Annotated in this window: 16 protein-coding genes and 1 pseudogene; 11 read left to right on the forward strand and 6 right to left on the reverse strand. The window is 41.1% G+C overall.

The annotated features are described in order from the left end of the window. The 4 genes and pseudogenes from SORDD24_RS07510 to SORDD24_RS07525 all read left to right on the forward strand — a co-directional run. Positions 1 to 495: pseudogene (locus SORDD24_RS07510) on the forward strand (F0F1 ATP synthase subunit alpha); the annotation flags it as partial. Positions 496 to 510: 15 nt separating this feature from the next. Continuing rightward, positions 511 to 1,389, forward strand: a complete 879-nt coding sequence (locus SORDD24_RS07515) for a F0F1 ATP synthase subunit gamma (RefSeq protein WP_061409200.1) — start codon at positions 511 to 513, stop codon at positions 1,387 to 1,389. An 85-nt stretch (positions 1,390 to 1,474) separates the two neighbouring features. Further along, positions 1,475 to 2,881 carry a F0F1 ATP synthase subunit beta gene (atpD, locus tag SORDD24_RS07520; RefSeq protein WP_000094367.1) on the forward strand — a complete coding sequence of 469 codons (1,407 nt, stop codon included), beginning with the start codon at positions 1,475 to 1,477 and terminating at the stop codon, positions 2,879 to 2,881. 10 nt (positions 2,882 to 2,891) lie between these two features. Next, complete coding sequence (locus SORDD24_RS07525) at positions 2,892 to 3,311, forward strand: F0F1 ATP synthase subunit epsilon (RefSeq protein WP_000068035.1); 420 nt, start codon at positions 2,892 to 2,894, stop codon at positions 3,309 to 3,311. 35 nt (positions 3,312 to 3,346) lie between these two features. Here SORDD24_RS07525 and SORDD24_RS07530 read toward each other — a convergent pair whose 3' ends face one another. Beyond that, positions 3,347 to 4,360, reverse strand: a complete 1,014-nt coding sequence (locus tag SORDD24_RS07530) for a lactonase family protein (protein ID WP_061409203.1) — start codon at positions 4,358 to 4,360, stop codon at positions 3,347 to 3,349. A gap of 144 nt (positions 4,361 to 4,504) precedes the next feature. Between SORDD24_RS07530 and SORDD24_RS07535 the strand changes: the two genes are divergently transcribed. Both SORDD24_RS07535 and SORDD24_RS07540 read left to right on the forward strand, forming a co-directional pair. Further along, the gene (locus SORDD24_RS07535) at positions 4,505 to 5,671 is read left to right on the forward strand and encodes an AI-2E family transporter (RefSeq protein WP_061409206.1); all 1,167 of its coding nucleotides are present in this window, start codon (positions 4,505 to 4,507) and stop codon (positions 5,669 to 5,671) included. Further along, the gene (locus tag SORDD24_RS07540; protein WP_061409209.1) at positions 5,661 to 6,890 is read left to right on the forward strand and encodes a tetratricopeptide repeat protein; all 1,230 of its coding nucleotides are present in this window, start codon (positions 5,661 to 5,663) and stop codon (positions 6,888 to 6,890) included. Before SORDD24_RS07535 ends, SORDD24_RS07540 begins: the two co-directional genes overlap by 11 nt. A 99-nt stretch (positions 6,891 to 6,989) precedes the next feature. Here SORDD24_RS07540 and lysS read toward each other — a convergent pair whose 3' ends face one another. The 5 genes from lysS to SORDD24_RS07565 all read right to left on the reverse strand — a co-directional run bounded on the left by lysS (position 6,990) and on the right by SORDD24_RS07565 (position 11,471). Next, the gene (gene lysS, locus SORDD24_RS07545; protein ID WP_061409212.1) at positions 6,990 to 8,480 is read right to left on the reverse strand and encodes a lysine--tRNA ligase; all 1,491 of its coding nucleotides are present in this window, start codon (positions 8,478 to 8,480) and stop codon (positions 6,990 to 6,992) included. Between the two features lie 138 nt (positions 8,481 to 8,618). After that, on the reverse strand, positions 8,619 to 9,242 hold the full coding sequence (locus SORDD24_RS07550; RefSeq protein ID WP_061409215.1) for a histidine phosphatase family protein: 624 nt from the start codon (positions 9,240 to 9,242) through the stop codon (positions 8,619 to 8,621). Then, on the reverse strand, positions 9,242 to 9,724 hold the full coding sequence (locus SORDD24_RS07555; RefSeq protein WP_061409218.1) for an aminoacyl-tRNA deacylase: 483 nt from the start codon (positions 9,722 to 9,724) through the stop codon (positions 9,242 to 9,244). The genes SORDD24_RS07550 and SORDD24_RS07555 overlap by 1 nt, the downstream gene beginning before the upstream one ends. Further along, positions 9,724 to 10,566, reverse strand: a complete 843-nt coding sequence (locus SORDD24_RS07560; protein WP_061409549.1) for a DUF368 domain-containing protein — start codon at positions 10,564 to 10,566, stop codon at positions 9,724 to 9,726. Before SORDD24_RS07560 ends, SORDD24_RS07555 begins: the two co-directional genes overlap by 1 nt. Positions 10,567 to 10,670: 104 nt before the next feature. Further along, positions 10,671 to 11,471 (reverse strand): glycoside hydrolase family 25 protein, encoded by an 801-nt coding sequence (locus SORDD24_RS07565; protein WP_061409221.1) that lies wholly within the window; start codon positions 11,469 to 11,471, stop codon positions 10,671 to 10,673. A gap of 155 nt (positions 11,472 to 11,626) precedes the next feature. Between SORDD24_RS07565 and glmU the strand changes: the two genes are divergently transcribed. The 5 genes from glmU (at position 11,627) to rocS (ending at position 15,163) form a co-directional block, all read left to right on the forward strand. Further along, positions 11,627 to 13,006: a bifunctional UDP-N-acetylglucosamine diphosphorylase/glucosamine-1-phosphate N-acetyltransferase GlmU gene (gene glmU / locus SORDD24_RS07570; protein ID WP_061409223.1), complete on the forward strand. Its 1,380-nt coding sequence runs from the start codon at positions 11,627 to 11,629 to the stop codon at positions 13,004 to 13,006. 9 nt (positions 13,007 to 13,015) lie between these two features. After that, positions 13,016 to 13,561: an NUDIX hydrolase gene (locus tag SORDD24_RS07575; protein ID WP_061409226.1), complete on the forward strand. Its 546-nt coding sequence runs from the start codon at positions 13,016 to 13,018 to the stop codon at positions 13,559 to 13,561. Positions 13,562 to 13,572: 11 nt separating this feature from the next. Then, a complete protein-coding gene (gene macP, locus SORDD24_RS07580; RefSeq protein ID WP_000517872.1) occupies positions 13,573 to 13,884 on the forward strand; it encodes a cell wall synthase accessory phosphoprotein MacP in 312 nt (103 codons plus the stop codon). A 15-nt stretch (positions 13,885 to 13,899) separates the two neighbouring features. Then, positions 13,900 to 14,592: a 5'-methylthioadenosine/adenosylhomocysteine nucleosidase gene (locus SORDD24_RS07585; protein ID WP_061409229.1), complete on the forward strand. Its 693-nt coding sequence runs from the start codon at positions 13,900 to 13,902 to the stop codon at positions 14,590 to 14,592. 76 nt (positions 14,593 to 14,668) lie between these two features. Next, positions 14,669 to 15,163 (forward strand): chromosome segregation protein RocS, encoded by a 495-nt coding sequence (gene rocS, locus SORDD24_RS07590; protein WP_000021248.1) that lies wholly within the window; start codon positions 14,669 to 14,671, stop codon positions 15,161 to 15,163. Position 15,164 lies beyond the last annotated feature (1 nt).

The raw sequence follows: 15,164 nt of genomic DNA on the forward strand, positions 1-15,164 counted from the left end.
ACAGATGGACAAATCTTCCTTGGAGATGGACTCTTTAACGCAGGTATTCGCCCAGCTATTGATGCGGGTTCATCTGTATCTCGTGTAGGTGGTTCCGCTCAGATTAAAGCCATGAAGAAGGTTGCTGGTACTCTTCGTATCGACCTTGCTTCATACCGTGAGTTGGAAGCCTTCACTAAGTTCGGTTCGGACTTGGATGCGGCTACTCAAGCTAAGTTGAATCGTGGTCGTCGTACGGTAGAAGTATTGAAACAACCTGTTCACAAGCCTTTGCCTGTTGAGAAACAAGTGACGATCCTGTATGCTTTGACACACGGATTCTTAGATACAGTTCCAGTGAATGATATTGTTCGTTTTGAGGAAGAGTTCCATGCCTTCTTTGATGCACAACATCCAGAGATTTTGGAAACCATTCGTGAAACAAAAGACTTGCCAGAAGAAGCAGTCTTGGATGCTGCGATTACCGAGTTTCTCAATCAATCCAGCTTCCAATAAGAATAGAGGTGTCAGATGGCAGTATCTCTAAATGATATTAAAACAAAAATCGCCTCAACCAAGAATACTAGTCAAATCACTAATGCCATGCAAATGGTATCAGCTGCTAAGTTAGGGCGCTCTGAAGAAGCAGCTCGAAACTTTCAAATATACTCTCAAAAGGTTCGTAAACTCTTGACAGATATCCTTCACGGAAATGGAGCTGGTGGTTCAACTAATCCTATGTTGATTAGTCGTCCAGTTAAAAAGACAGGCTATATTGTCATCACTTCAGATCGTGGTTTGGTTGGGGGTTACAATGCTTCCATCCTTAAAGCTGTGATGGAGCTGAAAGAAGAATATCATCCAAATGGAGATGACTTTGAAGTCATCTGTATTGGTGGTATGGGAGCTGACTTTTTCAAGGCTCGTGGCATTCAACCAATCTATGAATTACGAGGTTTGGCTGACCAACCTAGCTTTGATGAAGTTCGTAAAATTATTTCAAAAACGATTGAAATGTATCAAAATGAACTTTTTGACGAACTCTATGTCTGCTACAATCACCACGTTAATACGCTCACCAGCCAAATGCGTGTGGAGCAAATGCTTCCAATTGTTGACTTGGATCCAAATGAAGCGGATGAAGAGTATAGCTTGACATTTGAGTTGGAAACAAGCCGAGAAGAAATTTTGGAGCAATTGTTGCCACAGTATGCTGAAAGTATGATTTACGGGGCTATTATCGATGCCAAGACAGCTGAAAATGCCGCAGGTATGACAGCTATGCAGACAGCGACTGATAATGCCAAGAAAGTTATCAATGATTTGACAATCCAGTATAACCGTGCCAGACAGGCGGCGATTACACAAGAAATTACAGAAATTGTAGCAGGTGCTAGCGCCTTAGAATAAGGCTTTACCCTGTAGGTATCAAAATGAACTTAGGACCTAGATAAACTAGGAACCGATAGTATCTTATATAGAATAGGAGAAGGAGATGAGTTCAGGTAAAATTGCTCAGGTTATTGGACCCGTTGTAGACGTCTTGTTTGCAGCAGGGGAACCACTTCCTGAGATTAACAATGCACTTGTCGTCTACAAGAATGACGAAAGAAAAACAAAAATCGTCCTTGAAGTAGCCTTGGAGTTGGGTGATGGTATGGTCCGTACGATCGCCATGGAATCAACAGATGGTTTGACTCGTGGAATGGAAGTTTTGGACACAGGTCGTCCAATCTCGGTTCCAGTAGGTAAAGAAACTTTGGGACGTGTCTTCAATGTTTTGGGAGATACCATTGACTTGGATGCTCCTTTTGCTGAAGACGCTGAGCGTCAGCCAATTCATAAAAAAGCTCCAACTTTCGATGAATTGTCTACCTCTTCTGAAATTCTTGAAACTGGGATTAAGGTTATCGACCTTCTTGCCCCATACCTTAAAGGGGGGAAAGTCGGACTCTTCGGTGGTGCCGGAGTTGGTAAAACCGTATTGATCCAAGAATTGATTCACAATATTGCCCAAGAACACGGTGGGATTTCCGTATTTACTGGTGTTGGGGAACGTACCCGTGAGGGGAACGACCTCTACTGGGAAATGAAAGAATCAGGCGTTATCGAGAAAACAGCCATGGTATTTGGTCAGATGAATGAACCACCAGGAGCACGTATGCGTGTTGCCCTTACTGGTTTGACCATCGCCGAATACTTCCGTGATGTAGAAGGCCAAGATGTGCTTCTCTTTATTGACAATATTTTCCGTTTCACTCAGGCTGGTTCAGAAGTATCTGCCCTTTTGGGTCGGATGCCGTCAGCCGTTGGTTACCAACCAACACTTGCAACGGAGATGGGTCAATTGCAAGAGCGTATCACATCAACTAAGAAGGGTTCTGTAACCTCAATCCAGGCTATCTATGTCCCTGCGGATGACTATACTGATCCAGCGCCAGCAACAGCCTTCGCTCACTTGGATTCAACGACTAACTTGGAACGTAAGTTGGTACAGTTGGGGATTTACCCAGCTGTTGACCCACTGGCTTCAAGCTCTCGTGCCTTGGCACCTGAGATTGTTGGTGAGGAGCACTATGCTGTAGCTGCGGAAGTCAAACGTGTCCTTCAACGTTACCATGAATTGCAAGATATCATTGCTATCCTTGGTATGGATGAACTTTCTGATGAAGAAAAGACTTTGGTTGCACGTGCCCGTCGTATCCAGTTCTTCTTGTCTCAAAACTTTAACGTTGCAGAACAATTTACTGGTCAACCTGGTTCGTATGTACCAGTAGCGGAAACAGTTCGTGGCTTTAAGGAAATCCTTGAAGGAAAACATGACCAGCTACCAGAAGATGCCTTCCGTGGTGTCGGTTCAATCGAAGACGTCATTGCTAAGGCAGAGAAAATGGGATTTTAAGAGGTGACCTATGGCTCAGTTAACTGTCCAGATCGTGACACCAGATGGCCTCGTCTATGATCACCATGCCAGCTTTGTATCGGTTCGAACTCTGGATGGTGAGATGGGGATCTTGCCACGACATGAAAATATGATTGCGGTTTTAGCGGTTGATGAAGTAAAGGTAAAGCGAATCGATGATGATACTCATGTAAACTGGATTGCAGTGAACGGAGGGATTATCGAGATTGCCAATGACATTATTACCATTGTAGCCGACTCAGCAGAGCGTGCTCGTGATATCGATATCAGTCGTGCGGAACGTGCCAAACTTCGCGCCGAACGAGAAATCGAAGAAGCCCATGAAAAGCATTTAATAGACCAAGAACGACGTGCTAAGATTGCTCTTCAACGTGCCATTAACCGTATTAATGTTAGAAATAAACTATAAAAAATGAACTTGAAACTCAAGTTCATTTTTTTATCTTAGTTAGAAAAACTGATACAAACTGCTTCTGGGACATGGAAGTCGTTAGAAAGCTCTGCAAGACGACCACTTTCAGGATTGCGCTTAAAGACCGTTGCATTATCAGAATCTTGGTGAACAGCAATCAAAAATTCCTGATCAGGTGTGATATCAAAATCACGTGGTGTTTTACCGTGACTTGGAACAATCTCTAATAATTCCAAACTACCATCAGCTAGGATTGTATAGACTGCAATGGAATCATGGCCTCGGTTGGAAGCATAGAGGTATTTACCATCTTTTGAAAGACGTATAGCAGCAGTGCCGTTAAAGCCCGTATACCCGTCCGGCAAGGTTGAAATAACTTGCATGCGTTCAAACTCACCAACACCATCATAAATCAAGACCTCAATAGTGCTATTCAGTTCGCAGATGAGATAGGCAATCTTATAGTGGTGATGAAAAACGATGTGACGAGCACCTGCTCCAGCCTGGCTTTGATAAGTATTGAGTTTACTTAGTTTGCCTTCTGGACTAACATCGTAGGTCGTTACTTCATCCGTACCAAGGTCACATGTCACGAGATACTGATCAGGTGTTAGGTCTGTATAGTGTACATGTGGGGAAGTTTGGTTTTCATGAGGACCTTGTCCGCTATGCTGATCTAGATCCGTTTGGATGAGGCTACCATCCGCTTGACGTTTATAAACTAGAACTTGACCTTTATGATAGTTGGCACCGTACACGAGGCTACGCTTTTCATCCACTGCCACATAGCAATGGGGAGCGCCTTCTTCAACCACGTGATTTAGCAAAGCGCCATCTGTCTTGTAAGCAGCGATTCCACCTAAGCCATTCTGGCTCCCTACGGTGTATAAGTGTTGTTTCTGGTCAAAGGCAAGGTAGGTCGGACTTGGTTCAGCAGCAAAAAGTTCAAGGTTTGTAAGCTGGCCGGTTTCTGTATCAAAGTCTGCCTTGTATATCCCTTTAGATAAGCGACGAGTATAAGTTCCAAAATAAACAGTTTCTTTCATGTCCATACCTCTTAATAATGATAAGTTCATTATACCACAAAATAACTGCCATGATGCATCAGTCTTATTTATGTAAGCACTTTAAAAAAGAGTTATTTTAGATTAAAAATGGTATAATGAGAGAATGACAGAAAGGATGTATTTATGGAACATAAAGAGAAACATTTTAGCCTATCCTGGTTCTTTAAGTGGTTTTTAGATAACAAAGCTATCACTGTATTTTTAGTAACCTTGTTACTGGGGTTAAACATTTTCATTCTAAGTAAGATTAGTTTTATTTTTTTACCTGTTTTAGACTTTTTAGGGGTTGTCATGTTGCCAGTTATTTTATCTGGTTTACTTTATTACCTCCTCAATCCGATTGTTGACTTGATGGAGAAACACAAAATCAATCGTGTGCTTGCTATCAGTATTGTTTTTTTCATTATTGGAATTTTTATCATTTGGGGGCTGGCAGTCGCTATTCCAAATCTCCAACGCCAGGTCTTAAACTTTGCAAAGAATGTGCCTAGCTACCTCGAAGATGCTGACCGTGTTATCAATGATCTTGTAACCAAACGCTTGCCAGATGATTTTAGACCGCAGTTAGAGCAAGTACTTGCAAATGTTTCTACAGAAGCGACGATGTGGGCCAGCAAAATCTCTTCTCAAGCTGTTAACTGGGTCAGTTCTTTTATCAGCGGAGCTTCTCAGGTTATTGTAGCGGTTATTATCGTACCCTTCATGCTCTTTTATCTCTTGCGCGATGGAAAAGGTTTACGTGATTATTTAACTAAGTTTATCCCAACCAAGTTAAAAGAACCTGTGGGTGAAGTCCTATCAGATGTCAATAAACAGCTGTCAAACTATGTTAGAGGACAAGTTACAGTAGCTATTATTGTAGCTATCATGTTTATTATCTTCTTTAAGATTATTGGTCTACGCTACGCTGTCACTCTAGGTGTAACGGCAGGTATTCTAAATCTAGTCCCTTATCTAGGTAGTTTCCTCGCCATGCTGCCTGCCCTTGTTTTAGGTTTAATAGCAGGACCTGTCATGCTATTGAAAGTTGTGATTGTCTTTATCGTAGAACAAACGATTGAAGGACGCTTCGTTTCACCTCTTATTCTAGGGAGTCAGCTCAATATTCATCCCATCAATGTCCTCTTTGTTCTCCTAACTTCAGGTTCTATGTTTGGTATTTGGGGAGTCTTGCTGGGAATTCCTGTCTATGCTTCTGCCAAGGTAGTTATTTCTGCTGTCTTTAACTGGTACAAAAAGGTCAGCGGTTTGTATGAAGAAGAAGGGGAGGAAATCAAGAGTGAACAATAGTCAACGCATGCTCCAGGCTTTGGATGAACAGGATTTAACCAAGGCGGATCAGTATTTTCGTAAAGCACTTGAAACTGATTCGACCGAAGTTCTCTATGAATTAGCAAATTATCTTGAGGGAATTGGCTTTTATCCCCATGCCAAAGAAATCTATCTAAAAATTGTGTCAGAATTTCCAGAAGCGAATCTAAACCTAGCAACTATTGCTAGCGAGGATGGCAATGTTGAGGAAGCCTTTGCCTATCTGGAAGAAATCACACCAGATAGTGATTGGTATGTATCGGCTTTGGTATTGAAAGCAGATCTCTATCAGTTAGAAGGATTGACGGATGTAGCGCGTGAAAAGTTACTGGAAGCCTTAAATTATTCAGATGATCCCATATTAGTTTTTGCTTTGGCTGAGTTGGATAGCGAGTTAGGAAATTATCAGGAAGCTATTCAGGGCTACGCTCAGTTGGACAACCGCTATATTTATGAACAAACGGGCGTATCAACCTACCAACGAATCGGCTACGCTTATGCCCAATTAGGCAAGTTTGAAACTGCAACTGAATTCCTAGAAAAAGCCTTAGAACTAGAATACGATGATCAAACTGCTTTTGAACTGGCTAGTCTTTACTTTGATCAAGAAGAGTATCAAAAATCTGTTCTTTACTTTAAGCAGATTGATACCATTTCACCTGATTTTGAAGGATATGAGTATGGTTATAGTCAAGCCTTGCACAAGGAACATCAGGTGGAGGAAGCCCTTCGTATCGTTAAACAGGGTTTGGAGAAAAATCCATTTGAAACTCGGCTCTTGTTAGCGGCTTCTCAGTTTTCTTATGAATTGCATGATGCTAAGGCAGCGGAGGACTTTCTCCTTACTGCAAAAGAAGATGCAGAAGATCTTGAGGAGATTTTCCTTCGACTCGCAACCATTTATATGGAACAAGAGCGATTTGAGGATATTATCGCTCTTCAAAGTCAAGAACCCGAAAACCTTCTGACCAAATGGATGATTGCCCGTTCTTACCAGGAAATCGAGGATTTAGATAAGGCTTATGAGTTCTATCAAGAATTGTCATCTGACCTCAAGGACAATCCAGAGTTTCTGGAGCAATATACTTATCTTTTGCGTGAATTGGGTTATTTTGAAGAAGCTAAGATGCAAGCAAAAGCATATTTAAAACTGATTCCAGATGATGTTCAGATGCAAGAACTTTTAGAAACACTTTAATTGAAACTTAATCCTATAGCTAAACTGCAGCCTATCTATGATTAATAGCTGCAGTTTTTTTATCGAAAAATCCTCTGGCAAGGGCCAGAGGATAAGAGCTTATTTCATTGTTGGGAAGAGCAATACATCACGGATAGTAGTTGTATCCGTGAGGAGCATGCAGAGACGGTCGATACCAATACCCAAACCACCTGTTGGAGGCATACCGTATTCAAGAGCCTCAATGTAGTCGTAGTCGATACCTGTAGCTTCATCGTCTCCAAGCTCTTTAGCTTTAGCTTGAGCTTCAAAACGGCTAAGCTGATCGATTGGGTCGTTCAACTCGGTAAAGGCATTACCGTACTCCTTAGTCATGATGAAGAGCTCAAAACGGTCAGTAAAGCGTTCGTCTTCAGGATTTTTCTTCGCGAGTGGAGAGACAGCTACTGGATGTCCGTAGACAAAGGTTGGTTGGATCAAGGTTTCTTCAACAAACTCTTCAAAGAAGGCATTGATAATGTGACCAACCTCAGTGTAGTGTTTCTCAACTGGAACTTTCTTCTCAGCAGCGATAGCTTTTGCTTCCTCGAAAGTCATGTCTTGCCAGAAATCAACACCAGTAATTTCTTTGATAGCATCCACCATGTGAACACGTTTAAATGGTTCGTTAATTTTGATTTCAGTTCCTTGGTAGTTAACTGGACCATCGCCTTTAACAGCTTTAGCAACGTGTTGGATAATACCTTCAGTTAAGTCCATAATGTCTTGGAAGTCAGCATAAGCTTGGTAAACTTCGATAGAAGTAAACTCAGGGTTATGAGTAGCATCCATTCCTTCGTTACGGAAGATACGACCAATCTCGTAGACACGTTCCATACCACCAACGATAAGGCGTTTCAAGTGAAGTTCCGTCGCGATACGAAGCACCATATCAATGTTTTGGGCATTGTGGTGTGTGATAAATGGACGAGCAGCAGCACCACCAGCTTCGTTATGGAGGACAGGTGTTTCTACTTCAAGGAAGCCTTTTTGGTCAAGGTAACGACGGATTTCAGAGATGATTTTTGAACGAGTGACAAAGCGCTCAAAGCTTTCACGATTAGAAATCAAGTCAAGGTAACGTTTACGGTAAATTGTTTCAACGTCTGTCAAACCGTGGAATTTCTCTGGAAGTGGGCGAAGTGCTTTAGACAAGTGAGTGATATGTGTTGCCTTGATAGAGAGCTCTCCCATGTCGGTACGCATGACTTCACCTTCGACACCGAGGAAGTCACCAAGGTCTGCTTTTTTAAAGATTTCGTAGTTTTCTTCACCGACTTCGTCTTTACGAACGTAGATTTGGATTTGTCCTTCACGGTCTTGGAGATGGGCAAAGCCAACTTTCCCTTTTCCACGTTTGGTAACCAAGCGACCTGCGATTGTAGCAGTTTCGTTTAATTCATGTAATTGTTCTTTATCAAGTTCTGCAAATTTGTCTTTTAGTTCTTGAGAGTTAGCATTACGTTCAAAACGTTTTCCGAAGGGATCGATTCCTTGCTCACGGAGCGCAGCCATTTTTTCACGGCGAACGATCTGCTGGTCATTTAGTTCTTCCATATGTTCTGTAGACATGGGTTCCTCCTAATTTTACTCAAAATTTGATACGATGAGTCATTTTTTGCGATACTCCCATTTTATCATAAATAGCAGAGAAATTCACGGATATTCTTTGAAAACTAAAAAGAACTTGACTATTAAGATCAAGTTCCATTATTTTTCTTGATAGGAAGTGTCATTCCATCTTTCCAGAGTGAAGGTTTCAAAATCATCGGTCTCTAAAACTGTCAGACTAGCATTGGCCAAGCCTCCATCTTTGCGAAGGTGAGCCTCTTTATAGCCTAAGAGAGTGCGTAGGCTAGCAGTGAGATTTGCCCCATGCCCGACAATCAGAATGTTTTCAGCCGGACTTTCTTTCAGAGATTTGATAAATCGAATAGTACGCTGAGTCGTAGAGTAGAGAGATTCGGCTTCAAACATCCTCGTATCAAACTGGGCCAGATTAGAGCGAAAGGCCTTGATTTGTTGTGGGTAGATGGCATTGAGCGTAGCAATTTTTAATCCCTCTAGTTTGCCAAGTTGCCATTCACGTAGGTCAGGAATGCTCTTCAAAGGACAAGGGGATTGGAGTTGACTCTGGATAATTTCAGCAGACTTAACTGCTCTGGGTAAATCACTAGAATAAATCGTATCAAAAGGAATTTCCTTGAGATACTGCCCCAGTTGTTTTAAAACGTCAATGGACTCTGGAAGAAGGGGAGAGTCACCACTAGCACCTTGAAAACGTCCTTCAAGATTCCAGACAGTGCGACCATGACGGACAAAATAGAGTTTCATTACTTACTTTCCTCCAAGATGTCAGCAAAGTCCGCTTTTACAAAACTGGCTAAGTCTCGAGGGCGTATTATGATGCTATGTCCGACTTCCCCAGCAGAGACAATCATTTGGTCTAAATCCAAAGCAGTCTGATCAATAAAAATAGGATAATTGTGTTTTTGGCGAATGCCGACGGGGTTATTAGCCCCATGAATATAGCCTGTCGTTTTTTCCAGATCTTTTTGAGGAATCATGTTGACTTTTTTATTAGCAGAAACTTTTGCTAGTTTTTTCTCGGCGAGGTGTTCTGTTATGGGAACAATTCCAATAATCGGTCCTGTTTTATCTCCCAAAAGAGCCAAGGTTTTATAGATTTGGTTTCTGTCGTATTCAGGAGGAAGTTCTCCTTCAAGCGCATTGATTTGAATACCAGTATGGTCAATACCTGCCTTGGTCAAGATTTGTTCGACCAAGGTTTTTTTAATCTTGACTTTTTTTGCCATTATTTATACTTATCCTCCAACTGACTCATCCAGATACCAAGCCAAATTCCAAGCGCAAAGAAGAAAGCAACGAGAACATAGCTCACAATGGAGAGTCCAGAGTATTGGATACTTTCAGCATTTCCAGCATTTGGAATCAAAATTAAGAGAGTACTTGAAAGAACAATCCCAATGATAAAGTGATAAACACGGGAGTGGTAGTTGTTCAAGGCGTGGTCCATTAATTTTGAAAGAATGATGAGGGTTGCACCTGCACCAATTCCGATAGGAAGGAAGGTTCCGAATAAATCAAAGGTCTTAAAACCAGTTAGCATTGGAGCGTACAGTCCTAAAATCAACAGTAGATTTGAAGGACTTAAACCAGGCACCAAGACACCTAAAGCTAAAAGAGCACCCGCTAAGATGAAACTAGCGAAACTAGCACTGAGAGAACCAACAACAAAGTTTAGTGCATAAAGCCCGACACCTGAAAGGATAAAGGTGGTCCAGAACCAGACTAGGTCGATCTTATCACGATCAGATTCCCGAGTAGATTCTTTAAGGAGGCTAGGAACCGTACCGATGATAGCTCCAGCAAAACTCCATAAAACATAGACTTGGTAATTTTCTAGCAGATACTCGATTGGATAAGAAAATAAACCAATGCCTAGCAACATCCCGATTGCTACTGGGATAAAGTATAGGACATTCTCTTTAAAATCCTTAAAGGGATGAGCCAGAAAAGAAATCATTCGCTCGTAAATTCCCAAAATAGCTGCCAGAACACCACCAGAAATTCCAGGTAGGATAAATCCTAAGGCGATGACGATTCCTTTAATAACTCGTACAATCCATGAAAACATCATAAAATCCTCAATTTCATAAAATTCTTCTCTATTCTAACAATTATAACACAGACAGCAAAAAAATGAAAAAACAAGTAAAAAAGTTACGATTTTCACTTGTTTTATGGTCTTAAAAATAGCTTTCTGAAGGTTTCTTCTTTTTCCTTCAAAGTAGAAATCAGGTTAATATCTAAATGATGCTCAAAACCAGCAATTCTTCCTTTTGAAGTATACTGATGGAGATCGTAGTCTAAGTCAGTATTAGGAGTGGTTTCAAAGTAACCAGAGTCTGTTCCATAAGATGGAATCCAGACAGCAGAGAACTTCTCTGTATTGATGCTATGCTCTTGCATAAAATAAACACCAATGTAAATTCCGATATTTTTAGCACCGAGCGCTTCTAGTTTAGCCCTAAAAGCTTCAACCCCCTCGTTCATATCGGACATTGTTTTTTCTTCAACGTCAAGCCAGTAGTAACTAGGGTTGTAAGGAGAAGCAGCATTATAGAAAACTTCAGCGGCTTTTTCCATTTCTTCCTTGCTGGGGCTAGCTAGATAGGCATAGACTCCAACTGGGACATTACGCTTTTGAAATTCTGTAATATGACTTTTATAGGCTTTATCGATACCATTGGCATAAGCCGCATCATTTTTTTCAGTATGTTGAGCCCCATTGTGAACGCGAACAATAACACCAGAAATATTTTGAGACAAGGTATCATAGTTGATTTCCTCAGGTCTTTGCCAACCAGAAACATCAATAATAGGTTTGTCAAGATTATGCAAGGCCTGATTTTCAACCTGGACTGCATTGGGTTTTGACTTGACAGGATGGTCTTCATAGGTTGGTTTATTGAGGATCAAAATAGCTATAAATATAGTAAATAAAGTAAAAATAATAGCTGGATTAATCTTTTTTCTCATATTTAATTAGTTTAACGTAAATAAATAAAAAAATCAAAGAAAACATCGTAAAAAGTGAATATAACAGTCTCTTATCCCTATTTCCTTGTTTGTTTACTCCTAAGAAACTAAATTATGGTATAATAAAAGGGAATTTCTAGAGAAAAGAGAAGATTATGTCAAATTATGCCATTATTTTAGCAGCGGGTAAAGGCACTCGCATGAAATCAGATCTTCCAAAGGTACTTCATAAAGTAGCAGGAATTTCAATGTTGGAACACGTTTTTCGTAGTGTTGGTGCTATTCAACCTGAAAAAACAGTCACTGTAGTGGGTCACAAGGCTGAGTTAGTTGAACAAGTCTTGACTGGACAGACAGACTTTGTAACTCAGTCTGAACAGTTAGGAACTGGTCATGCTGTCATGATGGCAGAGCCAATTTTGAAAAATTGCTCTGGTCATACTTTGGTTATCGCTGGGGATACGCCTCTGATTACGGGTGAAAGCTTGAAAAATCTCTTGGATTTCCATATCAATCACAAAAATGTTGCGACGATCTTGACAGCTGAAGCGGCAAATCCTTTTGGATACGGTCGAATTGTCCGTAACGATAATGCAGAAGTTCTTCGTATTGTTGAGCAGAAGGATGCGACTGATTTTGAAAAACAAATCAAGGAAATCAATACAGGAACTTACGTTTTTGATAACCAACGTCTTTTTGAAGCTCTTAAAAATATCAACACCAACAATGCCCAAGGAGAATACTATATTACTGATGTGATTGGTATTTTCCGTGAGGGTGGTGAGAAGGTTGGGGCCTATACTCTCAAGGATTTTGATGAAAGTCTTGGGGTAAATGACCGTGTAGCTCTTGCGACTGCGGAAGCAGTGATGCGCCGTCGTATCAATCAAAAGCACATGGTTAATGGTGTTAGCTTTGTCAATCCAGAAGTAGCCTACATCGACATTGATGTTGAGATTGCTCCTGAGGTCCAAATCGAAGCCAACGTTACCTTGAAAGGTCAAACGAAGATTGGTGCGGAGACTATTTTAACAAATGGAACTTATATTGTAGATAGTAATATTGGAGCTGGGGCTGTGATTACGAATTCCATGATAGAGGAAAGTACAGTTTCAGATGGCGTGACTGTAGGTCCTTATGCCCATATCCGACCAGGTTCAAGCCTAGCTTCCCAAGTTCATATTGGAAACTTCGTAGAAGTTAAAGGTTCTTCAATCGGTGAAAATACCAAGGCAGGTCATTTAACCTATATCGGAAACAGTGAAGTAGGCAGCCATGTTAACTTTGGTGCTGGTACGATTACAGTAAACTACGATGGCAAAAATAAATACAAAACTGTCATTGGCAACAATGTCTTTGTTGGATCAAATTCAACCATCATCGCCCCTGTAGAACTTGGAGATAATTCTCTTGTTGGAGCTGGTTCAACCATTACCAAGAATGTACCTGCGGATGCTATCGCAGTTGGACGTGGACGACAAGTTAACAAGGATGAGTACGCAAGGCGCTTGCCTCATCATCCTAAGAACCAGTAGGAGTCGATTATGGAATTTGAAGAAAAAACGCTTAGTCGAAAAGAAATCTATCAAGGCCCTATCTTTAAACTGGTGCAAGATCAGGTAGAACTGCCAGAAGGCAAAGGTACTGCCCAACGTGATTTAATTTTTCACAATGGAGCTGTTTGTGTTCTAGCTGTGACAGCTGAGGATAAAATTGTACTTGTTAAGCAATATCGGAAAGCCATCGAGGCTGTTTCTTATGAGATTCCCGCAGGAAAACTGGAAACTGGTGAAAATGCAGATCCAATGGCAGCTGCACTTCGTGAATTGGAAGAAGAAGTTGCCTACACGGCTAAGTTAGAACTGTTGTACGATTTCTATTCTGCGATTGGTTTTTGTAACGAAAAATTGAAACTCTACCTTGCAAGTGATTTGACTAAGGTAGATAATCCTCGTCCGCAAGACGATGATGAAACCTTGGAAGTTCTAGAAGTGAATCTAGAGGATGCCAAGAACCTGATCCAGTCAGGTCATATCTGTGATGCCAAGACTATCATGGCAATCCAGTACTGGGAACTACAAAAGAAATAGAGGAGCAACCCATGGGAAAACCTTTATTAACAGATGAAATGATTGAACGTGCCAACCGTGGTGAGAAAATATCAGGACCACCTCTTCAAGATGATGAGGAAACAAAGATCCTACCAACGTCTTCACAACATTTTGGTTATTCACGTTCTAGAGACCACGGTTTTAGTCAAGATACCTTAACAATCGAAGTAGAGCCAACGATTCATAAGAGCCGTCGTATTGAGAACACGAAGAGAAATGTTTTTAATTCGAAACTCAATCGCATCTTATTTGCAGTCATCCTACTCTTGATTTTATTAATTTTGGCGATGAAACTCTTGTAATTGAAAGGACATGAAATGAAAATTGGAATCATTGCTGCCATGCCGGAAGAGCTTGTATATCTGACTCAGAATTTGGACAAAGCTCAAGAAGTTCAGGTCTTGGGAAATACCTACTATACTGGTACTATTGGCAAGGCAGAAGTTGTCCTAGTTCAGAGTGGGATTGGGAAGGTCATGTCGGCTATGAGTGTAGCTGTTCTAGCTGACCATTTTCAAGTAGAAGCCATCATCAATACAGGATCAGCAGGGGCTCTTGCCGAAGAGATTGCCGTTGGTGATGTCGTGATTGCGGATAAACTAGCTTATCATGATGTGGATGTGACTGCTTTTGGCTATGCTTATGGTCAGATGGCTGGTCAGCCTCTTTACTTTGAATCCGATAAGAACTTTATCACTAGGATTCAAACAATTTTATCTCAATTAGAGCAGACATGGCACCTAGGCTTTATTGCTACAGGAGACAGTTTTATAGCTGGGGAAGATAAGATTGCTAGTATCAAATCCCACTTTCCAGATGTTCTAGCTGTTGAGATGGAGGGTGCAGCCATTGCTCAGGCAGCTCAGGCTCTTGGCTTACCTTTCCTAGTCATTCGAGCTATGAGTGACAATGCCAATCACGAGGCCTCTATCTCATTTGATGAGTTTATCATTGAAGCTGGACGTCGTTCTGCCCAAGTCTTACTAGCCTTTTTAAAGGCTTTGGATTAAGCGGAAATTTGACAGTTTATCTAGCTTATGATAAGATTTAAATAAAGAAAAGCTAGAAAACGTTTCAGAGGATATTATGAGTATTGAAATGACCGTCAGTGAGATTGCAGAGGTCTTAGGTCTATCTCGTCAAGCAATCAACAATCGTGTCAAAGAACTTCCAGAAGAGGACACGAAAAAAAATGACAAAGGTGTAACTGTAGTTACTCGAAGTGGCTTAATCAAGCTTGAAGAAATCTACAAAAAAACGATTTTTGAAGATGAGCCAGTCAGTGACGATGTAAAACAACGCGAACTGATGGAAATCTTGGTCGATGAGAAGAATGCTGAAATTCTTCGATTGTACGAGCAACTCAAGGCCAAGGACCAGCAGTTGGCAGAAAAAGATGAGCAGATGCGCATCAAAGACCGTCAGATTGCAGAGAAGGACAAACAGTTGGATCAACAACAACAGTTAACTCTTCAAGCCATGAAGGATCAAGAAACCTTGAAACTAGAGTTGGACCAAGCAAAAGAAGAAGTCCAAGCAACTAAAAAAGGCTTTTTTGCTCGCCTGTTTGGAGGAAAATAAA

The sequence above is a fragment of the Streptococcus oralis genome, assembly GCF_001579175.1.
Taxonomy (GTDB): domain Bacteria; phylum Bacillota; class Bacilli; order Lactobacillales; family Streptococcaceae; genus Streptococcus; species Streptococcus oralis_O.

Excerpts from the sequence above, each read along its gene's own strand:
- SORDD24_RS07515 (WP_061409200.1), top strand. The coding sequence starts at position 511 with ATGGCAGTATCTCTAAATGATATTAAAACAAAAATCGCCTCAACCAAG.
- atpD (WP_000094367.1), top strand. The coding sequence starts at position 1,475 with ATGAGTTCAGGTAAAATTGCTCAGGTTATTGGACCCGTTGTAGACGTC.
- SORDD24_RS07525 (WP_000068035.1), top strand. The coding sequence starts at position 2,892 with ATGGCTCAGTTAACTGTCCAGATCGTGACACCAGATGGCCTCGTCTAT.
- SORDD24_RS07530 (WP_061409203.1), bottom strand. The coding sequence starts at position 4,360 with ATGAAAGAAACTGTTTATTTTGGAACTTATACTCGTCGCTTATCTAAA.
- SORDD24_RS07535 (WP_061409206.1), top strand. The coding sequence starts at position 4,505 with ATGGAACATAAAGAGAAACATTTTAGCCTATCCTGGTTCTTTAAGTGG.
- lysS (WP_061409212.1), bottom strand. The coding sequence starts at position 8,480 with ATGTCTACAGAACATATGGAAGAACTAAATGACCAGCAGATCGTTCGC.
- SORDD24_RS07550 (WP_061409215.1), bottom strand. The coding sequence starts at position 9,242 with ATGAAACTCTATTTTGTCCGTCATGGTCGCACTGTCTGGAATCTTGAA.
- SORDD24_RS07555 (WP_061409218.1), bottom strand. The coding sequence starts at position 9,724 with ATGGCAAAAAAAGTCAAGATTAAAAAAACCTTGGTCGAACAAATCTTG.
- SORDD24_RS07560 (WP_061409549.1), bottom strand. The coding sequence starts at position 10,566 with ATGTTTTCATGGATTGTACGAGTTATTAAAGGAATCGTCATCGCCTTA.
- SORDD24_RS07565 (WP_061409221.1), bottom strand. The coding sequence starts at position 11,471 with ATGAGAAAAAAGATTAATCCAGCTATTATTTTTACTTTATTTACTATA.
- glmU (WP_061409223.1), top strand. The coding sequence starts at position 11,627 with ATGTCAAATTATGCCATTATTTTAGCAGCGGGTAAAGGCACTCGCATG.
- SORDD24_RS07575 (WP_061409226.1), top strand. The coding sequence starts at position 13,016 with ATGGAATTTGAAGAAAAAACGCTTAGTCGAAAAGAAATCTATCAAGGC.
- macP (WP_000517872.1), top strand. The coding sequence starts at position 13,573 with ATGGGAAAACCTTTATTAACAGATGAAATGATTGAACGTGCCAACCGT.
- SORDD24_RS07585 (WP_061409229.1), top strand. The coding sequence starts at position 13,900 with ATGAAAATTGGAATCATTGCTGCCATGCCGGAAGAGCTTGTATATCTG.
- rocS (WP_000021248.1), top strand. The coding sequence starts at position 14,669 with ATGAGTATTGAAATGACCGTCAGTGAGATTGCAGAGGTCTTAGGTCTA.